The 19,873-nt window shown below is 33.4% G+C and carries 12 protein-coding genes; 11 read left to right on the top strand and 1 reads right to left on the bottom strand.

Features of this window, described 5'->3' with window-relative positions:
- Nucleotides 1–12: 12 nt before the first annotated feature.
- Complete coding sequence (locus JOD96_RS21165; protein ID WP_209566229.1) at nucleotides 13–1,485, top strand: oligosaccharide flippase family protein; 1,473 nt, start codon at nucleotides 13–15, stop codon at nucleotides 1,483–1,485.
- 393 nt (nucleotides 1,486–1,878) lie between these two features.
- Entirely contained in the window at nucleotides 1,879–2,178 is a 300-nt protein-coding gene (locus tag JOD96_RS21160) for a hypothetical protein (RefSeq protein ID WP_116752127.1), read from the top strand.
- Between the two features lie 90 nt (nucleotides 2,179–2,268).
- Here JOD96_RS21160 and uvrA read toward each other — a convergent pair whose 3' ends face one another.
- A complete protein-coding gene (uvrA, locus tag JOD96_RS21155; RefSeq protein WP_209566228.1) occupies nucleotides 2,269–5,064 on the bottom strand; it encodes an excinuclease ABC subunit UvrA in 2,796 nt (931 codons plus the stop codon).
- Between the two features lie 192 nt (nucleotides 5,065–5,256).
- Here uvrA and JOD96_RS21150 point away from each other — a divergent pair, with 192 nt between their 5' ends.
- From JOD96_RS21150 to JOD96_RS21110, 9 genes are all read left to right on the top strand, one after another.
- Nucleotides 5,257–8,058, top strand: a complete 2,802-nt coding sequence (locus JOD96_RS21150) for a triple tyrosine motif-containing protein (protein ID WP_317195313.1) — start codon at nucleotides 5,257–5,259, stop codon at nucleotides 8,056–8,058.
- A gap of 240 nt (nucleotides 8,059–8,298) precedes the next feature.
- The gene (locus JOD96_RS21145; protein WP_209566227.1) at nucleotides 8,299–11,364 is read left to right on the top strand and encodes a SusC/RagA family TonB-linked outer membrane protein; all 3,066 of its coding nucleotides are present in this window, start codon (nucleotides 8,299–8,301) and stop codon (nucleotides 11,362–11,364) included.
- A gap of 11 nt (nucleotides 11,365–11,375) precedes the next feature.
- A complete protein-coding gene (locus tag JOD96_RS21140) occupies nucleotides 11,376–12,881 on the top strand; it encodes a RagB/SusD family nutrient uptake outer membrane protein (protein WP_209566226.1) in 1,506 nt (501 codons plus the stop codon).
- 12 nt (nucleotides 12,882–12,893) lie between these two features.
- Nucleotides 12,894–14,513, top strand: a complete 1,620-nt coding sequence (locus JOD96_RS21135; protein WP_209566225.1) for a hypothetical protein — start codon at nucleotides 12,894–12,896, stop codon at nucleotides 14,511–14,513.
- An 11-nt stretch (nucleotides 14,514–14,524) separates the two neighbouring features.
- Entirely contained in the window at nucleotides 14,525–16,198 is a 1,674-nt protein-coding gene (locus tag JOD96_RS21130) for a family 16 glycosylhydrolase (RefSeq protein WP_209566224.1), read from the top strand.
- Nucleotides 16,199–16,274: 76 nt separating this feature from the next.
- Complete coding sequence (locus tag JOD96_RS21125; protein ID WP_209566223.1) at nucleotides 16,275–17,033, top strand: family 16 glycosylhydrolase; 759 nt, start codon at nucleotides 16,275–16,277, stop codon at nucleotides 17,031–17,033.
- A gap of 324 nt (nucleotides 17,034–17,357) precedes the next feature.
- Nucleotides 17,358–17,942 (top strand): RNA polymerase sigma factor, encoded by a 585-nt coding sequence (locus JOD96_RS21120; RefSeq protein WP_209566222.1) that lies wholly within the window; start codon nucleotides 17,358–17,360, stop codon nucleotides 17,940–17,942.
- A gap of 49 nt (nucleotides 17,943–17,991) precedes the next feature.
- Entirely contained in the window at nucleotides 17,992–18,135 is a 144-nt protein-coding gene (locus JOD96_RS21115; protein WP_209566221.1) for a hypothetical protein, read from the top strand.
- 548 nt (nucleotides 18,136–18,683) lie between these two features.
- Nucleotides 18,684–19,739, top strand: a complete 1,056-nt coding sequence (locus tag JOD96_RS21110) for a tetratricopeptide repeat protein (RefSeq protein ID WP_245188472.1) — start codon at nucleotides 18,684–18,686, stop codon at nucleotides 19,737–19,739.
- Nucleotides 19,740–19,873: the final 134 nt, after the last annotated feature.

Below are 19,873 nucleotides of genomic sequence, written 5' to 3'. Positions count from 1 at the left end.
CTAAAATCAAAAATGGGAATTGTCTTAAATCAATCTTTTAAAAACACCATAATTACTTATATAGGCTTTGGTATTGGAGCCATAAATACACTTTATTTATATCCCTTTTTTTTAGGGTCTACCTATTATGGCTTAACTAATTATGTAACATCCTGTGCAAACGTTATAATGCCATTATTTGCTATCGGGATGCAAAATACATTAGTGAAATTTTATTCTCAATATAAAACTGACGAAGAGAAATCACGGTTTTTATCTTTTACAGTTTTATTTCCAATGTTACTGATAATTCCTCTGTTATTAATAGGACTCGTTTTTTATGATGAAATCCTAATGTTTTTGTCAAAAAAGAATGCAATTGTAAAAAGTTATATTTGGTTGATTCCATTTGTAGGTCTTTGTATGGCCTATTTTGAAATTTTTTATGCGTGGGCCCGTGTGCATATGCATTCTGTTTTTGGTAATTTTGTTAAAGAGGTAGGTCTGCGATTATTTTCTTTATTTTTATTAATAGGTGTTTATTACGGCTGGCTTAGTGTCGAAGGATTTGTGTATGCCACTGCCGGATTATATTTATTAGCACTTTTGGTCACTATGTTTTATGCATTTAGTGTTCAGAAACCTACTTTTCAGATTACAAAGCCAAAAAACACTAAAGATATATTGGTTTATACCTTTTATATTATTTTGTCAGGAAGTGTTGCGAATTTGCTTTTGGATGGAGATAAAATGATATTGAATCAATACATGATTATTGATAACATTGCCTTTTATTCTGTAGCTACTTATATTGCTTTGGTAATTTCAGTTCCCAGCCGTGCAATGCATCAGATTGTGTATCCGATTACAGCAAAACTGATGCATGAGAATAAACATGATGAACTGAACATCCTGTATAAAAAAACATCGATAAACCTGCAGATTGTGGGAGGTTTTGTAATGTTATGTATATTTGTAAATATCAATCAGTTGTATGAAATAGTTCCTGAGGATTATCGGGGAGGCGTACCGGTTGTTTTTATGATTGGTCTGTCAAAATATTTCGATTTAATCTTAGGAAATAATAATGCTATAATTTTTAATACAAAATATTACAGGCCAGTGCTGTTTTTAGGCTTAGGGCTGGTGGTTTTAACTTTTGTTTTAAATATCATATTTATACCGCCATATGGTATCATGGGATCTGCGTTTGCTACTTTATTGTCTATAACTTTTTACAGTATAGCCAAATTACTTTTCGTGGTAAAAAAATTGCATTTATATCCTTTTACAAAGCAAAATTTATATTCATTAGCAGTTACTACAATTTTATTTCTGGCTTTTTATTTTTGGGAGTTCCCAGTCTATTCGTTAATTGGTATTGCTTTAAAATCAATTTTGGTAACCATTTTATACATCTATCTTAACTACAGGTTTAATATTTCTCCGGAAATAAATCAGGTTATAAGAGGTCTCTTTAAAAAAATAGGAATTACCATTTCTTAAGAAAATAGTTTTTTACTTCCCTATCTGGCACTAAACTCAGCTGAGCAATAAAACTTTTCAATAAATTTTTATTGAGGTTTGCATTATGTTGTTTTAATGTTTTCAGGGTTGCTGTGCTTTCTATTTAAAGGCGTTTTAAATTTAAAAATATGTTAAGTTCTTGATTACCTGCTGTAAAGATTCAAATTTTAACAGTTTTTTATTTTGTTATTAACTTAATAAAAACTAAATTTATGTGAGAATTTGACATCACTTTAATTCTTGGGATAAAAAATATCTTATAAAATGCAATAAAAGTGGTTTTATAATGTTTGTTTTAAAATGAGGTAAATGTTAATAATTGGCAAAAATTAACTAACGCCGTATTGGAATTAATTTTTAATGGTAGTAATTATGAAAAGCAATCCGCTTAGCCAGGAACAAAGTGTACAGATTTTTTCTAGTATGATATCAAATAAAGTTCGTAATGGATTTACGCTGGAGGAAAGAAATGATGAATTTCTTTTTGCTGTTCTTTCAAAAGGAGGAAAAGTTGTAAATCATGGCTTGAACTTTATTATTTGTTGCTTAACATTGGGATTATGGTCGTTTGCGTGGCTGTATCTTACAATTGAAGCATCAAAACAAAAAAAGGTATTAGTGGCAATTGATGAAGATGGATTTCCTTTCGAAGAAAGATGTCTCGTTGCTTAGAAAAAAAAACTTAGTACTAAAAGAAAACGCTCAAAATAACAGTATTTTGAGCGTTTTTTTTTGAATTAATAACAACTAATAAATTATAAATTATAATTTATCTTTTAAATAGATTCCGGTCACAGACTCTTTGACTTTTACAATATCTTCGGGAGTCCCTGACGCCAAAAGATAACCTCCGTTTTCACCACCCTCAGGGCCTAAATCCAGAATCCAGTCGGCACATTTTATAAGATCAAGATTGTGTTCAATTACAATTATAGAATGCCCTTTTTCAAGTAAAGCATCAAATGAAGCCAATAACTTTTTGATATCATGAAAATGCAGACCGGTTGTAGGTTCATCAAACACAAATAATGCTTTGTCTTTTGTGGCACCTTTCACTAAAAAAGACGCAAGTTTAATACGCTGTGCCTCACCACCGGAAAGAGTAGAAGAAGATTGCCCTAATTGTACATATCCTAAACCTACATCCTGAAGAGGCTGTAATTTTTGGGTGATTTTTGCCTGCTTATTTTTTTCAAAAAAAGCAATGGCATCATCGATTGTCATTGTCAGGACATCGTTGATGTTTTTTTCATCAAATGTTACTTCTAAAATTTCTTTTTTAAAGCGTTTACCTCCACAAGTTTCACACGGAAGCTGGACATCTGCCATGAATACCATCTCGACGTTTATAGAGCCTTCTCCTTTACATGTTTCGCAACGGCCGCCATCAACATTAAAAGAAAAATGTTTGGCCTGATATCCTCTTATTTTAGATAATTTTTCTTTGGCATAGAGATCACGAATATCATCATATGCTTTGATGTACGTTACAGGGTTAGACCTTGAACTTCTTCCGATAGGGTTCTGATCAACATATTCAATATGTTTTATTTGAGAAAATGAACCTTTTATTTCGCTAAACTGACCTGCTTTTTCGGCTGCACTTTCCAGTTTTTTCTGCATAGCAGGAAACAAAATCTTTTTAATTAAAGTACTTTTTCCGCTTCCTGATACTCCCGTTACAACAGTTAGGACATCTAATGGAAAAGTAACATTAATGTTTTTTAAGTTATTTTCTCTCGCACCAATTATTTCGATATGATTTTTAAATTTCCTTCTTTTCTTCGGTACAGCAATTTCCAGGTTGCCATTCAGGTATTTCGCAGTTAAGGATTCAGATTTTAATATTTCCTCATAAGTTCCCTGAGCCACGAGATTTCCTCCAAATGTTCCGGCTTCAGGACCAATATCAATAATCATATCGGCAGCTTTCATAATATCTTCGTCGTGTTCAACCACAATAACAGTGTTTCCTAAATCGCGAAGAGAAAGCAGTACTTTTATTAATCGTTCAGAATCTTTTGGGTGAAGGCCAATACTTGGTTCATCAAGAATGTACATTGATCCTACTAAACTGCTTCCGAGAGAAGTAGCCAGATTAATTCGCTGAGATTCTCCGCCTGATAGTGTTGAGGAATTTCTGTTTAATGTAAGGTAATCTAAACCGACTTCTGTCAAAAAAGACAAACGATTGTTGATTTCAACCATCAAACGTTTTGCAATTTGCTTCTCATATACATCCAGTTCGATGTTTTGAAAAAAAGTGACTAAATGTTTAATCGGTAAATCAACAAGATCAGAAACTGTTTTTCCATTTATTTTTACATAAGAAGCTTCTTCGCGTAAGCGTTTTCCGCGACAAGCGTGACATTTTGTTTTTCCACGGTAACGCGACAGCATGACACGATTCTGGATTTTATAATTTTTCTCTTCTAATTCTTTAAAGAAACCATTTAAACCCTGAAAATACTTATTCCCTTTCCAAATGATATCTTTCTGCTCTTCTGTTAATTCAAAATACGGTTTATGAATTGGGAAATCAAACTTATAAGCATGTTTTACCAACTCATCTTTGTACCAGCTCATACTTTCTCCTCTCCAGGGATAAATGGCACTTTCAAACACAGATAAGGAAGTGTTTGGAACAACAAGATCAGCATCAATACCGATAATGTTTCCATAACCTTCGCAAACGGGGCAGGCACCGTATGGATTATTAAAACTGAATAAATGGACGTTTGGTTCTAAGAAAGTAATTCCGTCCAGTTCAAAATTATTAGAATAAGAAAAACGTTTATCAGAATTTAATTCCTGTAAATAACAAATTCCTTTTCCTTCAAAAAAAGCAGTTTGTACAGCATCTGCCAAACGATTATAAAACTCTTCTTCTTCCTTTACAACGATTCTGTCAATAACAAGAAGAATATCTTTATTGTCTAACTGATGAAGATTTGCACCTTCAAATTCATCCAGACGCACCATTTCGTTGTTTACCAGAATACGCGCAAAACCTTGCTGTAGAAGTACCTTTAGTTTGTCTTCGAGCTGTCTTCCTTCTTCTAAGTGAATTGGAGCAAGTAAAAGCCATTTGCTGTCCAATTCCAGAGTTTTTACATCTGCCACAACATCAGTAACAGTATTTTTTTTGACTTCCTGACCTGAAACCGGAGAATAAGTACGGCCAATTCGGGCATACAAAAGTTTCATGTAATCGTAAATCTCAGTCGAAGTTCCAACTGTAGAACGGGCATTGGTTGTATTTACTTTTTGCTCAATGGCAATTGCCGGAGCAATTCCTTTAATGTATTCTACTTTTGGCTTGTCCAGACGTCCTAAAAACTGACGCGCATATGATGACAAACTTTCAACATAACGGCGTTGTCCTTCAGCATATAAAGTGTCAAATGCAAGACTGGATTTTCCTGAACCTGAAAGCCCTGTAATTACAACAAGTTTATTTCTCGGAATGGCAACAGATACGTTTTTTAAGTTATGTACTTGTGCGCCTTTAATGATAATATTTTGTTTTGGGTCGAGTGTCGAAAGGTCAGTTTGCATAAAAAAAGTCAATTTCTACAAAAGTAATCAATTTTGAATTGAGTTTTGTTAAGGATATTGTTCCAAATTTTAACAAAGTAGCAGATGATTTGAGATTTTCGTATGCATGTTTTTTTATCAAAAAGATTGTTGTATCAGTATAAAATAAGCTATTTTAGAGCAGTTTTTATATCGAATTAATACTATTATCAATTGAAATCAAAATTATATCTGCTGTTTGTTTTGGTGAGTTTCAGGATGTTTTCTCAGGAATTGCCGCCAATTGTGAAATATCCGTCGACCATCTATGGTGCCGGAAATCAAAGTTGGATGATATCTCAGGATGACCAAAACTATCTTTATTTTGCCAATAATGAAGGTCTTTTGGAATATAATGGAACGAATTGGAAACTGTATCCGACGCCGAATGAAACAATAATGCGTTCTGTGAAAGTAATTGATAATAAGATTTACACGGGCTGCTACATGAATTTTGGTTACTGGACCAGACAATCAAACGGGAAACTAAAATATACTTCTCTGAGTGATACTATTAAAAATAAAATTCTTGATGACGAACAATTTTGGAATATTCTAAAGTATGATCAGTGGATTTTGTTTCAGTCCCTGAACAGAATCTATATTTATGATACTAAAACCAAAAATTTCAAGATTATTTCGCCTAAAAATGGTGTTGTAAAATCATTTAGTACCAAGACTTCGATTTATTACCAAACTACTAATGAAGGTCTTTTTGAAATTGAAGCCGGAAGGGGAAAATTAATTTCAGACAATCCGATTCTTAAAAAATATACAATTGCGAACCTTTATTCTATTGATGACGGATTATTGATTCAAACGCAATTAGATGGATTTTATAAGTTGACAGCAACCAGTTTAACACCATTTAAAACCGATGTAGATGCAGCATTAAAATCGAGCTTTGTCTATAGCAGCCAGCGTCTTCAGAATGGAAGTTATGCTTTGGGAACTGTCTCAAACGGAATTTTTATTTTATCTGCTTCAGGAAAATTAAATTATCATATTTCGCAAAGCAAAGGTTTGAGTAATAATACAGCCTTGTCTCTTTTTGAAGATAAAGATCAGAATGTCTGGGTAGGCCTTGATAACGGAATTAATTGTATTAATCTTCAGACGCCTGTACATAGTTTTACTGATGATACGGGAGTTTTAGGCACTGTATATGCTTCAATTGTGCATGATGGCATTTTGTATGTGGGTACAAATCAGGGATTATTTTCTAAAAAATATAAAAGTAACGGCGATTTTCAGTTTATAAATGGTACAAAAGGACAGGTTTGGTCTTTATTTGTTTATGATAACACACTTTTTTGTGGTCATGATTCCGGTACTTTTATTATTGATAATACGGCAGCAAAAAATATTTTTTCCGGATCAGGAACATGGAAGTTTGAACCTGTCCCGAATGCAAAAAATCTATTATTACAAGGGAATTATTACGGAATTTCTGTTTTAGAAAAAGTAAATAACCAATGGAAATTTAGAAATAAAATACAAGGATTTGATTATTCGTCACGATACTTTGAAATCACTAATCAATTAGAAATATATGTGAGCCATGAATATAAAGGCATTTTCAGGATTCAGCCCGATAAAAATCTTTTGAAGATAAAACAAATTTTTGCCTATTCTTCTCCAAGAAAAGGAAAGAATGCAAGTCTTACACAATTTAATAATTCTATTTATTATGCTTATAAAGGGGGAATTTTCAAATTAAATTCAAAAACAAAACAATTTGAAAAAGATAAATTGCTAAGTTCGATTTTTGAGAAAGATGAATATACATCAGGAAAATTAATTGTTGATGAGTCTAACCGAATCTGGCTGTTTTCTAAAAACTATATTCATTACTTCTCAGCAAGTAAACTTAGCAGCCAGTTAAACCAAAACGTGATTCCAATTCCTGCCTCTTTAACCAATTCGATGCAGGGTTTTGAGAATATAACACAAATATCAAAATCAACGTATCTAATTGGAACTACAGACGGGTACTATATATTGAATATTGAGGATTTAAGTTTTAAAAACTATACCATTTCTATTTCTGAAATTTTAATAAACAAACAAAACGAAACGCTAAATGATGTTTCATTAAACGAAGAAGGAAGATTTAAATCAAATGAGAATAATATCACTCTAAATTATACAGTTCCGGAGTTTAATAAATATATCAACACAGAATATCAGTATTTGCTCGAAGGATTTCAGAATGACTGGAGCGAATGGAGCACTAAGGCCTCAGTGAATTTTAAGAATTTGTCGCCCGGGAAATATACTTTTAAGGTGAGGGCAAAATTTGCCAATACTATTTTGCCAAACACAGCAGTATATACATTTGTAGTTTTAAAACCCTGGTATCTCACCAATCTGGCGTGTTTTATTTATGCATTATTAATACTCATTCTGGCTTATTTTGTTAATAAGGCCTATCGAAACTTCTATCAGAAACAAAAAGAAAAATTAATCGAAGAAAATAACCTTTTGCTGGAGATTAAAGAGCTAGAAAATGAGCAGCAGTTAATGAAATTAAGAAATGAACAGCTCTCGCAGGATGTGGATAATAAAAACAGAGAACTGGCAGTTTCGACGATGAGCCTGAACAGTAAAAACGAACTTTTGGCATTTATAAAAGAAGATTTAAAAAAGAATACACAGGATGACAATAAAAATATAAAATCGGTTATCAGAACCATTAATGATAATATTACAGAGGAAGATTCCTGGAAAATTTTTAAGGAAGCTTTTGATAATGCAGATAAGGATTTCTTAAAACGAATTAAACAGCAACACCCTTTATTAACACCAAACGATTTGCGTCTTTGTGCTTATTTGCGACTCAATCTTTCATCGAAAGAAATAGCTCCTTTATTTAATATTTCGGTAAGAAGTGTTGAGATAAAAAGATATCGTTTGAGGAAAAAAATGGATTTGCAGCACGAAATCGGTTTAGTTGAATATATTTTGGCTGTATAGTAGCTTTATGAAATCGTGATTTTACCTATACATTACCACAACATTAACGTTTTATTGTACTTTTAACACTTAAATGTTAAGAAAATTAACATTTGATATTTACTGCTAAATCAGGCTTTGTTTTGCGATAAATTAAAATTTAGTACATTATTTTTATGATGTATGTTTTTTGTTGAGGTTAATTTTGGGTTATTATTAAAAGGATAAGATAAATTTAGCTTCAATAAAAACTAACTAATTATGAAATCTAAATTATTACTAATGGTATTGTTACTGTTTACATCTTTTGCGTTTTCGCAGAGTTATGATGTAACAGGGATAGTACTCGATGGTTCAGGCCTATCATTGCCTGGCGTGAATGTAAAAGTTAAAAGTTCATCCCAAAGCACAACCACTGACTTTGATGGATCTTTTAAACTAAATGGAATTCCAAAAGGAGCAACAATCGTTTTCAGTTACATTGGTTTCCAAACTCAGGAAGTCGTAGTATCAGGAACAAAAATTACTGTAAAAATGGCTGATGACGCCAAATCATTAGATGAAGTTGTCGTTATTGGTTACGGTACACAAAAGAAGAGAGAAGTTACAGGAGCTGTTTCTGTTTTAGACAGTAAAACACTTGATGTACTAAAACCTGCCAGAATTGAGCAGGCATTACAAGGAACTATTGCCGGTGTAAATGTTACCACACAGTCCGGAGCTCCGGGTGCACCATTAGATATTCGTATTCGTGGGGTAGCTACAAATGGTGAGAGCAGACCAACAGTAATAATTGATGGTTATGTGGGAGATTTAGGATTACTGAGCCCAAATGATATTGAAACAATTACTGTTTTAAAAGATGCTCAGGCAGCTATTTATGGAACTATTGGAGCAAACGGTATTATTTTGGTGACAACCAAAATGGGAAAAAAGAATTCTAAAACAAGAATTTCTTTTAACAGCTACACAGGATTTCAGGAAACTTCAAGAAAATTACCAACTCTGAATGCTACAGAATATGCACTATTATTAAATGAAAGTTATTCTAATGGAGGTAAACCACTTCCTTATCCGAATGTTAGTAATTTAGGAAAAGGTACAGACTGGCAGGATGAAGTTTTTAAGAAAGGTGTTCCGATTATTAATAATGATTTGACAATTTCGGGAGGTTCAGACAAAATTACTTATTCTGTAAGTGGATCGCATCTGGATCAGGCAGGAATTGTTGGAGGAGACAAATCAGGGTATTTAAGAAATACGGCAAGACTTGCATTAGGAGTTGATTTGAGTGATAAATTCAAATTAAAAACCAACGTAATTTATACTTACTTTACAAGAAATACATTAAACGAAAATGGTCTTGGATCTGTTTTATTTAATGCATTAAACGTTCCGGCTACGCTTAGCCCTTACGGCGCAAATGGCGAGCTTACTTTAGTGCCAAGTACTACAGGACTTGGAACAGAAATTATAAATCCGTTAGCGCAGATTGAAAACACTTATAATGATTACAATTATAAAAAACTGAATGGGAATTTTGGATTAGATTATAAAATTTTCAAAGGTTTTACCCTTTCAGGTTCAATAGGTTTTAATACATCAAACAGCGAGTCAAGAACATTTGCAAAACAAATCAGTTATGGCGGAAAAGTGTTTGATGTACAAAGAAGTTCTGTAACCCAGGGGGCAGTAAATGATAATAATTATTCATTTGACCTTTTTGGAACTTACAATACAAAAATTTTAGAAAATCATAATATTACCGGAACTGTTGGTACAACAATTTTTAAAACGTGGGGTAACGGACTTACTGCTACTGGTTTTGATGTTCCGAACAATTTATGGGAGTTTGCAGATATTTCTTTAACCAAAGGAATTTCTGAAACGCTTACCAACACATCTTACGTATATGACCAAAGAAGACTTTCTTATTTTGGAAGATTGCAATACGATTATAAAGGAAAGTATTTGTTTTCTGCCATGATCAGACGTGATGCTTCTACAAAATTTGGCCCGGGTAATAAGATAGGTTATTTTCCTTCATTTACAGGAGGTTGGGTTATTTCTGATGAAGAATTTTTTGGACAGCCAAAAGTTTTAAATTTCTTAAAATTAAGAGCGAGTTATGGTACTTTAGGAAATGACCAAATTCCGAATTTTGGTTATCTTGGAATTCTTAATGGAGAAGGATCATACGTCTTTGACGGAACTTTGAGCAATGGAACAGCAATGGGTCAAACACCTAATCCGGATTTAAAATGGGAAGAAGCCAGAAAATTTGACGTAGGTCTGGATCTTAGATTACTTAATGATAAAATATCTGTTGTTGCAGATTATTTTATTGATACAAGAAAAGATCTATTGATTCCAAATATTCCGGTTTCTGGAATTATTGGAACTGGTGCGCCAGGTGCAAGTTCACCAACATTGAATGCAGGCACAGTTAGAAATGCAGGATTTGAGTTTGCAATAGATTATAAGGAAAAATTCTCAGATGCATTTTCTATGAGTGTTGGATATAATGTGACTTTCATAAAAAATGAAGTTTTGGAGGTAAACAACGGAACCGGGTTTATTGAAGGTGGTGCATTTGGAGTAGGTCAGGCTGCACCATCCCGTATGGAAGTAGGAAAACCAATGGGATATTTTTACGGATATAAAACAGACGGAATTTTTCAAAACCAAGCCGAAATTGATGCACATCCATCTCAATTATCATTAGGAGCAAATGCTGCGCCTGGAGATATTCGTTATGTAGATGTAAATGGCGATGGTGTAATTGACACAAAAGATAAAACAAATATTGGAGATCCGGTTCCGGAAGCGACAATGGGATTCAATTTACAAATGAATTACAAAAATCTTGATTTTGCAGTTTTCACATTTGCTTCTGTAGGCAATGATATGGTTCGCAATTATGAAAGAACACTTTCTGATGCTAATCGTTTAAATTACGTATTAGACAGATGGACAGGAGAAGGTACAAGTAACTCAACTCCAAGAGTTACAACTGGTGCAACTTCAAATAATGTTTTCTCCAATTATTTTGTAGAAGATGCCTCTTACGTAAGAATACAAAATGTACAATTAGGTTATACTTTAAGTCCAAATGTGACCCAAAAAGCAGGAATTACAAAATTAAGACTTTATGTGGGTGTAAACAATCTATACACATTTACAAAATATAAAGGATTTGATCCCGGAGCTTCATTTGGTCCAGGAAATAGAGACAATGTATCTCAATCACCTATTGGAGCAGGAATTGACTATGGATTTTATCCAGTGCCAAGAACCTATTTATTGGGCTTAAACATTAATTTTTAAATTCAATTAAAATGAAAAAATATATTTTTACAAGTATAGCAGCTATAACATTACTTTCGGCCGTAACGACTTCCTGTTCGGACGAATTTGTTAATCCTGCTCCGGAATATTCTATCGATTCTGAGAATTATTTTAATTCTAAAGAAGAATATGATAATGCCCTGATTGCCACTTACGATTTACTACAATCATCGTATGTAAATGTTTTATTAGGAGAAATTGCTTCAGATAATACATTGGCAGGTGGAGAAAGCCCAACAGACGTTATTGGTTTTCAACAAATTGACGACATGATTCACACGCAGACAAACAGTAATCTAAGAGATATCTGGAACTGGATGTTTGCAGGGGTTCAGAGAGCAAATTATATTCTTGAATTTCAGAACAAAACTGATTTTGAAGGAAAAACACAATTAATAGCCGAAACACGTTTTCTTAGAGCATACTACCAATTTGAATTAGTAAAGTGGTTTGGTGGTATCCCGATGAAACCCGATGCCAGGTTTAAGCTTGGAGATGAACTTAAGATTCCGCGTTCGTCAGTTGAGGAAGTATATGCTTCTATAGAAGCTGATTTAACTTTCGCGGCAGCTAATTTATCTCCAAATGCTTCTCAAAAAGGAAGAGCTACAAAAGGTGCTGCATTGGCATTGCTTGGAAAAGCGTATTTATATCAGGATAAATTTGCTCAGGCAGCAACTGCTTTGCAAGGTGTAATTAACTTAGGTTCTTATTCATTAAAAACGGGTAGTGATTATACAAATTTGTTTGAGGATGCTGGAGAAAACGGGACAGAATCTGTTTTTGAAGTACAATACACTGATGTCGAAGGAGCAGGTTTTCCTTGCTTACAATGTAGTGAAGGTAACGTTGCTGTAGGTTTTAGCGGCGTAAGAGGGTACGACGGACCATTTTTTAGCGCAGGTTTTAGTTTTAATGTTCCTACTGCGGAAAGCGCAAATGCTTTTGAATCTGGAGATAAACGTAAGGATATCTCTATTCTGGATATCAATGCGTGGGCAGCGGCTAATGCCGATTATGACAAAGGAAACGGAATTAAGTTTGGAAAAGGGAATGAAGACACAGGCTTCTTTAACAGAAAGTACTTACCAAGAAAAAGAAATAAGGATGCCGCAGGAGATTTGAACTTAACAAATCCAAACAACTACAGAGCAATACGTTATGCTGATGTTTTATTAATGGCTGCAGAGGCTTACAACAGAGGCGGAATTGATGATGGAAAAGCCAGAGAGTATCTAAACCTGGTTAGAAGACGTGCTTTTGGTGATACAAATCATGATGTAAATCTTTCAGGAGCAGCTTTAACAGATTTGATTTTAAAAGAAAGAAGAGTTGAGCTGTTTGGAGAAGGACACCGTTTCTTTGATTTAGTAAGAACCGGACATGCAGAAGGAACAATTCCTGGCTTTACAGCAGATAAAAACGAATTATTTCCACTTCCGATTGAAGAAATTCAATTTGCTAACGGAAATTGGGCACAAAACCCTGGATATTAAAAAACTTCAATTATGAAAAAAATATATTTTATTATAAATCTTTTCGTTTTGGCCACAATAATAAGTTGTGCAAGCGATGATCTGGATGTTAACTTAGATGGTATAGCCGCACCTGGCAATGTTTCAGCTCTGACAACAGTTACCCAGGACAATACAGGAAAGGTTACTTTTTTGCCTAAAGGCGAAGGAGTAACACAATTCAAAATTAACTTTGGAGATGGAAGCCCTGAATCTGATTATATTCAGTCAGGAGGAACTGTAACACATGTTTATAAAGAAGGAGTTTACAAATCTAAAATTACCGCAATGAGCGTTAATGGAAAAACAACTGAAGTAGAACAAGACGTTGTAGTTTCGTTTAGAGCTCCGGAAAATTTAGAAGTAGTGGTTACAAATGATTTATCAGTATCTAAAAAAGTAACCGTTACAGCAACAGCAGATTTTGCCTTGTTTTATGATGTGTATTTTGGAGAACCAGGTAAACCGGACCCAATTTCTGCAAATAATGGGGCATCTGTTTCGTATACGTATCAACAGCCGGGAGTTTATACTATTCGCGTAGTATCAAAAAGTGCAGCTGTTGCCACTACAGAATACTCACAGGAATTCGAAGCAATATTAATTTTAGGACCAACTTCAGCAGCTCCAATTCCAACAAACGCGCCAAGCAATGTTATTTCGCTGTTTAGTGATTCTTTTACAAATGTACAGATGGCTACCTGGAGAACTTCATGGTCAGAAGGTGCGCAAGACGATATTACTGTTGCAGGAAATGCAGTTAAAAAATACTCAAATTTAAACTTTGCAGGTGCAGAACCAACAGCAACAATAGATGCTTCATCGATGACATACCTTCACGTTGATGTTTGGTCATTAGATTTTACAGAATTCAGAATCAAATTGGTTGACTTTGGTCCAAACGGTGTTTACGAACAAGGTGGAGATAATGTTGAGCATGAAGTTAAATTTCCAAATCTGGCAAAATCGGGTTGGGTAAGTTTAGATATTCCGTTGAGCGATTTTACAGGATTAACAACACGCAGTCATATCGCGCAAATAATATTTTCAGGAAATCCTAGCGGAAGTCATACGGTCTATATCGATAATTTTTATTTCTATAAAGAGCCGGCAGAACAAATAGCTTTCCCTTTTGATTTTGAATCTTCAACACTAACATATGGTTGGGGTGGTTTTGGAGGTGTTAACGCTTCAATTGAAACAAATCCAAATAAAACAGGAATTAATGTATCCGATAAGGTGGTTAAGATGGATAAAACAAATGGGGCACAAGTTTGGGGCGGAGCAAGTTTAAATCTCGAAAAAACTCCTGACTTTGCTCAAGGGACTAAAGTAAAAGTTAAGGTTTGGTCTCCTAAAGTAGGTGCAGATATATTGTATAAAATGGAACTTTCAACATCTCCAAAAGATGGAAACGGAAACCCAACTGTTTTTATAGAAGTACATAAGTTAACAACCGTGGCTAATGCCTGGGAAGAATTAACATTTGATCTTACTAGTGCAGCAGCTTTTAGTACAACGATTAAATATGACAGAGTAATTTTGTTTCCTGATTTTAATGTAGCAGGAGCAGGAGAAACATATTACTTTGATGATATTAAACAATCCAATTAAAACAAGAAGTCATGAGTAAAAAAATAATTTTAAAATTAGTATCCTTATTTACAATCCTCCTTATGATGGGTTGTCAAAAAGATGATTTCACTTTTGGAGATATAAATACACCAACCAATCTTAAAGTTACGGCTGAGATTATAGGTAAAACAACAGATACTCCCTATGGTGATGGCTCGGGATTAGTCAAATTTGTAGGTTCTGCAGAAAATGCAATTTCATATAAATATGTATATCCTGACGGAACTTCGGATAACTCTCCAAATGGTAAAATCACAAAACGATTTACTAAAACAGGAGTTAATAACTATACCGTAACCCTTGTAGCTTCAGGAAAAGGTGGGGTAGTTAGTACTACAACTATAGATGTTGAAGTGCAAAGTGATTTTAGCGATGATGAAGCCGTACAATTATTAACAGGAGGAACTTCTAAAAAATGGTATTGGGCAGCTTCAGAACCTGGACATTTAGGGGTAGGACCAAACAATACTGATCCTGTGAAAAATGCAATACCTGATTATTATCAAGCTGGGCCTTTTGAGAAAGCAGCTTCTCCAACAAGTAGTTGTTTATATGAAAACGTATTAACATTCTCTTTAGATGGAGATCAGTTAAAGTATCAATTAGATAATGGCGGAGCCACTTTCTTTAATAAATCTTACGGTAGCGTCGGGGGTCAAACTCTGACAGAAGATACCTGTCTTCCTTATGATGTAAGTGGAGTTAAAACAGTTTCATTGAGCCCTTCAGAATCAGTGATAATGGCAAATCCAAAACATGCAGAACAGACAAGAGGCACAACAATAAATATTTCTGGTGATGGTTTTATGGGTTATTATATAGGACAAAGCTCTTATGAAATTTTATCAATTACAGCTAACAGAATGGTAGTAAGAGCAGTAATGGGTAACGATCCTTCATTAGCTTGGTATCATACTTTTAGTACTTCCCCTCCAAATCAAAATCCTGATCCGACAACAGATTACACAAACTTAGTTTGGTCAGATGAATTCAATACAGATGGTGCACCAGATGCTTCTAAATGGGTTTATGATTTAGGAAATGGCAATAACGGATGGGGAAATAGTGAAAAACAGAACTATACTAACTCTGCAACAAATGTAATTGTAGAAGGCGGAAATTTAAAAATTACAGCCAAAAAAGAAGCTTCAGGTGGATTTGATTACTCATCTGCAAGATTAAAATCAGAAGGTAAATATGACTTTACCTATGGTAAACTTGAGGTTCGTGCAAAACTGCCAACAGGAGGAGGAACATGGCCTGCAATTTGGATGCTGGGTGCCAATTATGCAACAACAGGATTTGCATGGCCTGCGTGCGGAGAAATTGATGTAATGGAACATGTAGGGAACAGTCAGGACTTGGTTCATGGAACACTGCACTATCCAGGACGTTCAGGTGGAAATGCAAATACAGGTTCTAAAACGATTCCGAATGTTTCAACAGCTTTTCATGTATACAAAACTATTTGGTCACCAGAAGCGATACAGATTTATGTAGATGACCAGTTGATCCATACAGTTGCAAACACTACATCACTGCCATTCAATAAAGACTTTTTTATAATTCTAAATGTAGCAATGGGAGGGACCTTCGGCGGTAATATTGATCCTGCTTTTACTCAGTCTTCTATGGAGATTGATTATGTAAGAGTATATCAATAGGTTGATTAATTAGTAAAAAGTGAGAAGGTCAGTTTCGGCTGACCTTCTTAATTTAATAAATATTTAAAATAATGCCATGAACAAAATAGTTTTACTCTTATTAATCTGCAGTTTTTCATATGCACAAGAAGCAAAAAGAAAATTATTGTGGGAGGAAAATTTCAGCAAAAAAAATATAAATGAAAAGTTTTGGAATTTCGAAACAGGCGATGGCTGCCCAAATCTTTGTGGGTATGGTAATAACGAAAGACAAATTTACACCAAAACAAATCACGAGATAAAAGATGGTAATCTAATCATCGAAGCCCGAAAAGAAGGAACTAAATATACTTCTACTAAAATCACAACAAAAGGCAAAAAAGAGTTCCTGTACGGGAGAATCGAAGCCAGGGCAAAACTTCCTGTTGGTCATGGTTTATGGCCGGCATTCTGGATGCTGGGTGCCAATATTGATGAGGTGAAATGGCCAAAAACAGGAGAAATTGATATTTTAGAATATATCGGCAGAGATCCTCATATGGTATATACAACCCTGCACACACAAGACAGCCACGGTAATACCATTAATACAAAAAGAACCGAATTTCCCACTATCGAAGAAGGGTATCATGTATATGCAATAGAATGGTCTAAAGATAAAATAGAATTTTTTGTAGACAGTACTTTGGTTTATACTTTTAACCCTGAAGTGAAAAACGAAAATACCTGGCCATTTGATAAACCATTCTACATTATAGTTAATTTAGCAATAGGCGGAAATTTTGGCGGACCTGACGTAGACGATACTGTATTGCCACAAAAATTTTATGTAGACTACGTTCGAGTGTATGAATAAATACTATAAATAGTACAAAAAAAGAAGATGTAACTTGTTTAAAATAAGTAATTTATAAAGTTTATCTTCTTTTTTTAATTGTTAAAGGATACCCTGTTATTTGGCGATTTTAAGCACATTGCCAGAAAAATTTATTATTAATTTACATTATATCGTATTTTATTATTAATTATTTGTTGTTTGGATTTGCTTTTTAGAATAATTATTTGTTAAATTTGAACACATTATTAACATAACTCATAAAAAAGATAAGCCTATTATATAAAACTACTTTTAGAAAAATTTACTCCAAATTTTAAAACAGAAACTAAAAAAGTAGTTATTATGGCTGATCTGCATATTCCAGACGCTCTATTGGTTAGAAATTATGTTGAAGGCAATGAAAATGCTTTAGCAACATTAATAAAAAGGCATGAGTCTAAGATTTACGGCTTTATATATTCAAAAATTTCAGATAGAGATATTTCAAATGATATTTTTCAGGACACCTTTATCAAAGTGATCAAAACCCTAAAAAGCAATTCATATAATGAAGAAGGTAAATTTTTGCCTTGGGTTATGCGTATATCTCACAACTTAATAGTAGATCACTTTCGTAAGACCAAAAAAATGCCAATGTATAGAGAAACAGAAGAGTTTTCTATATTTTCTGTAATGTCTGATGATTCAATGACAATCGAAAACAAAATGATCTTTGATCAGGTAGAAGTCGATCTGAAAAAAATAATAGAAGAACTTCCGGATGATCAGAAAGAAGTCCTTGTAATGCGTATGTATCAGGATATGAGTTTCAAGGAAATCTCTGAAATTACGGGTGTTAGTATCAATACCGCATTAGGAAGAATGCGCTATGCGCTGATGAATTTGAGAAAAATAATTGATAAACATCAAATTATTTTAACCAACTAATACTATTTTGAGTATTAGCTCGTTATACTATTATAAAACATTTGATAGTATGGCGAAAATTTACTCTAAAAAGGCATTAGCTTCTAAAAATTTAAAACCTAAAAAAGAAGTTGTTTCTTTTTTATTAAATTACTCACAAGCACTTACGGTTGTGAAAATTGAAAATAAAAATTTTGAGATTATAGCTAATTAAACAGCCCGCTGCTTTGGTCGGATGTTTATTTCGAAAGAAAAACCAAATGGTCGTTTTGGTTGAAAGCTCACTATTTGTATGCAAATACAGGTAGTGGGTTTTTTTTTGCTTTTTATTTTTTTAATCTGGATATCAATATTTGGCATATCCAAATACAATCCTGCAAATAAAAAAATCGGGTAATTTATTGCATATTCAATTTTTAATTCTATTTTAGATAAAAATATATATTGTTTGTATAAAATCACGTACAAAAACAGTATCTATAGCAGAAATACTGTTAAAAAAGTATTTATTGTAAATCAATTTTTAAATTGTTTAACCCCTTAAAATATTTAATATGATAAAAAATTACTCTAATTAAATATCAGTTTGATAACCTTTAAATCCTTCAGGGATATTAAAGCGCAATTTTAGCTAAAAATAAGTAAATTGATAAATTTACTTCATTTGTATTTTAGAAAATATCAAATACACAGCACAACCTTAAAATTGCTTAGTAACCAATAACTATCTAACAATCAAACCTGATAACCATGAAAATGAAAATGAAAATTATACTATTATCAATAATCTTGATAAATATTTGTGGCTATTCTCAGAATGCCCAAATTAAAGAAGCTCAGAATCTTTTCGAAAAAGGGGATTCTCAGGCAGCATTAACCATTTTAAACAAAACAGAATATCTAATAATCAATGCCCCGGATGAAGATAAATCTGATTTTTACTTTTTAAAAGGAAACGTACTAAAAGATTTAGCAATTAAAAATATTGATGCAGCCAACAACTTTACGCTGGCTTCACAAGCCTATCAGGACGTATTCCTATTCGAAAACGAATCTGGTAAATTCAAATATACCATAAAGGCAAATATGGCATTAAAAGAAATGAAATCTAAGCTTGTAAATGGAGCAATGGCCGATTTTAAAGCAGGTAATTTCAAAGAAAGTGCAGCAAAAAGTTATGAAGTTTATATGTTTGATAAAAAAGACACCCTAAACTTAGTCAATGCAGCAGCTTCGTCTATAAACGCAAGAGATTACGATTCGGCAATTAAATATTACGAGCGATTAAAAAAGATCAATTACTCAGGCAAAGGAGTTCTCTACTTTGCTACAAATAAGAAAACAAAAGAAGAAGATGTTTTTATTTCACCAAAAGCAAGGCAATCAGCTATTGAGCAAGGACTTTATGAAAAACCAAGAACAGAATCTGTTCCTTCTAAGAAAATAGAAATAAACAATAATCTGGCCTATTCTTATCTGGAGAAAAAAGATTTTGCAAATGCAGAAAGAGTTTATAATTACGTCCTGGAGCTCAATCCTAATTACATTGACGCCTATATTAACCTGGCATATCTAAAGCTGCAATTAAAAAAATCCTTGGTTGATGAAATAGCTTCTTTAGGAACTACTCCAAGCGAGATGCAGAAATACGATAAACTAAATGCCCAAAAAGATGACATAGCTAGAAGTGCAATTCCATATCTTAAGAAGGCTCTCGATATCGAACCAAAAAATCCTGATGTAACCAAAACCCTATTAGGAGTTTATAGGTCGCTTGATATGACAAATGAATATAATACTCTGAAAGGAACAATGTAATTTACTTGCTGAGGTTTTCAGTTTTGAATTTCTGAGAATTGACTAGTCCTAAATAATCGATACAGATTATTAGACAAATATATTTAATTAAACACCTGTAAGAACTTTTTTTACAGGTGTTTTTCTTTTATAAG

Source organism: Flavobacterium sp. 1355 (assembly GCF_017833415.1).
Classification (GTDB): domain Bacteria; phylum Bacteroidota; class Bacteroidia; order Flavobacteriales; family Flavobacteriaceae; genus Flavobacterium.
The sequence above is the reverse complement of the archived record's forward strand: the minus strand, read 5'-3'. Positions and strand labels throughout refer to the sequence as shown.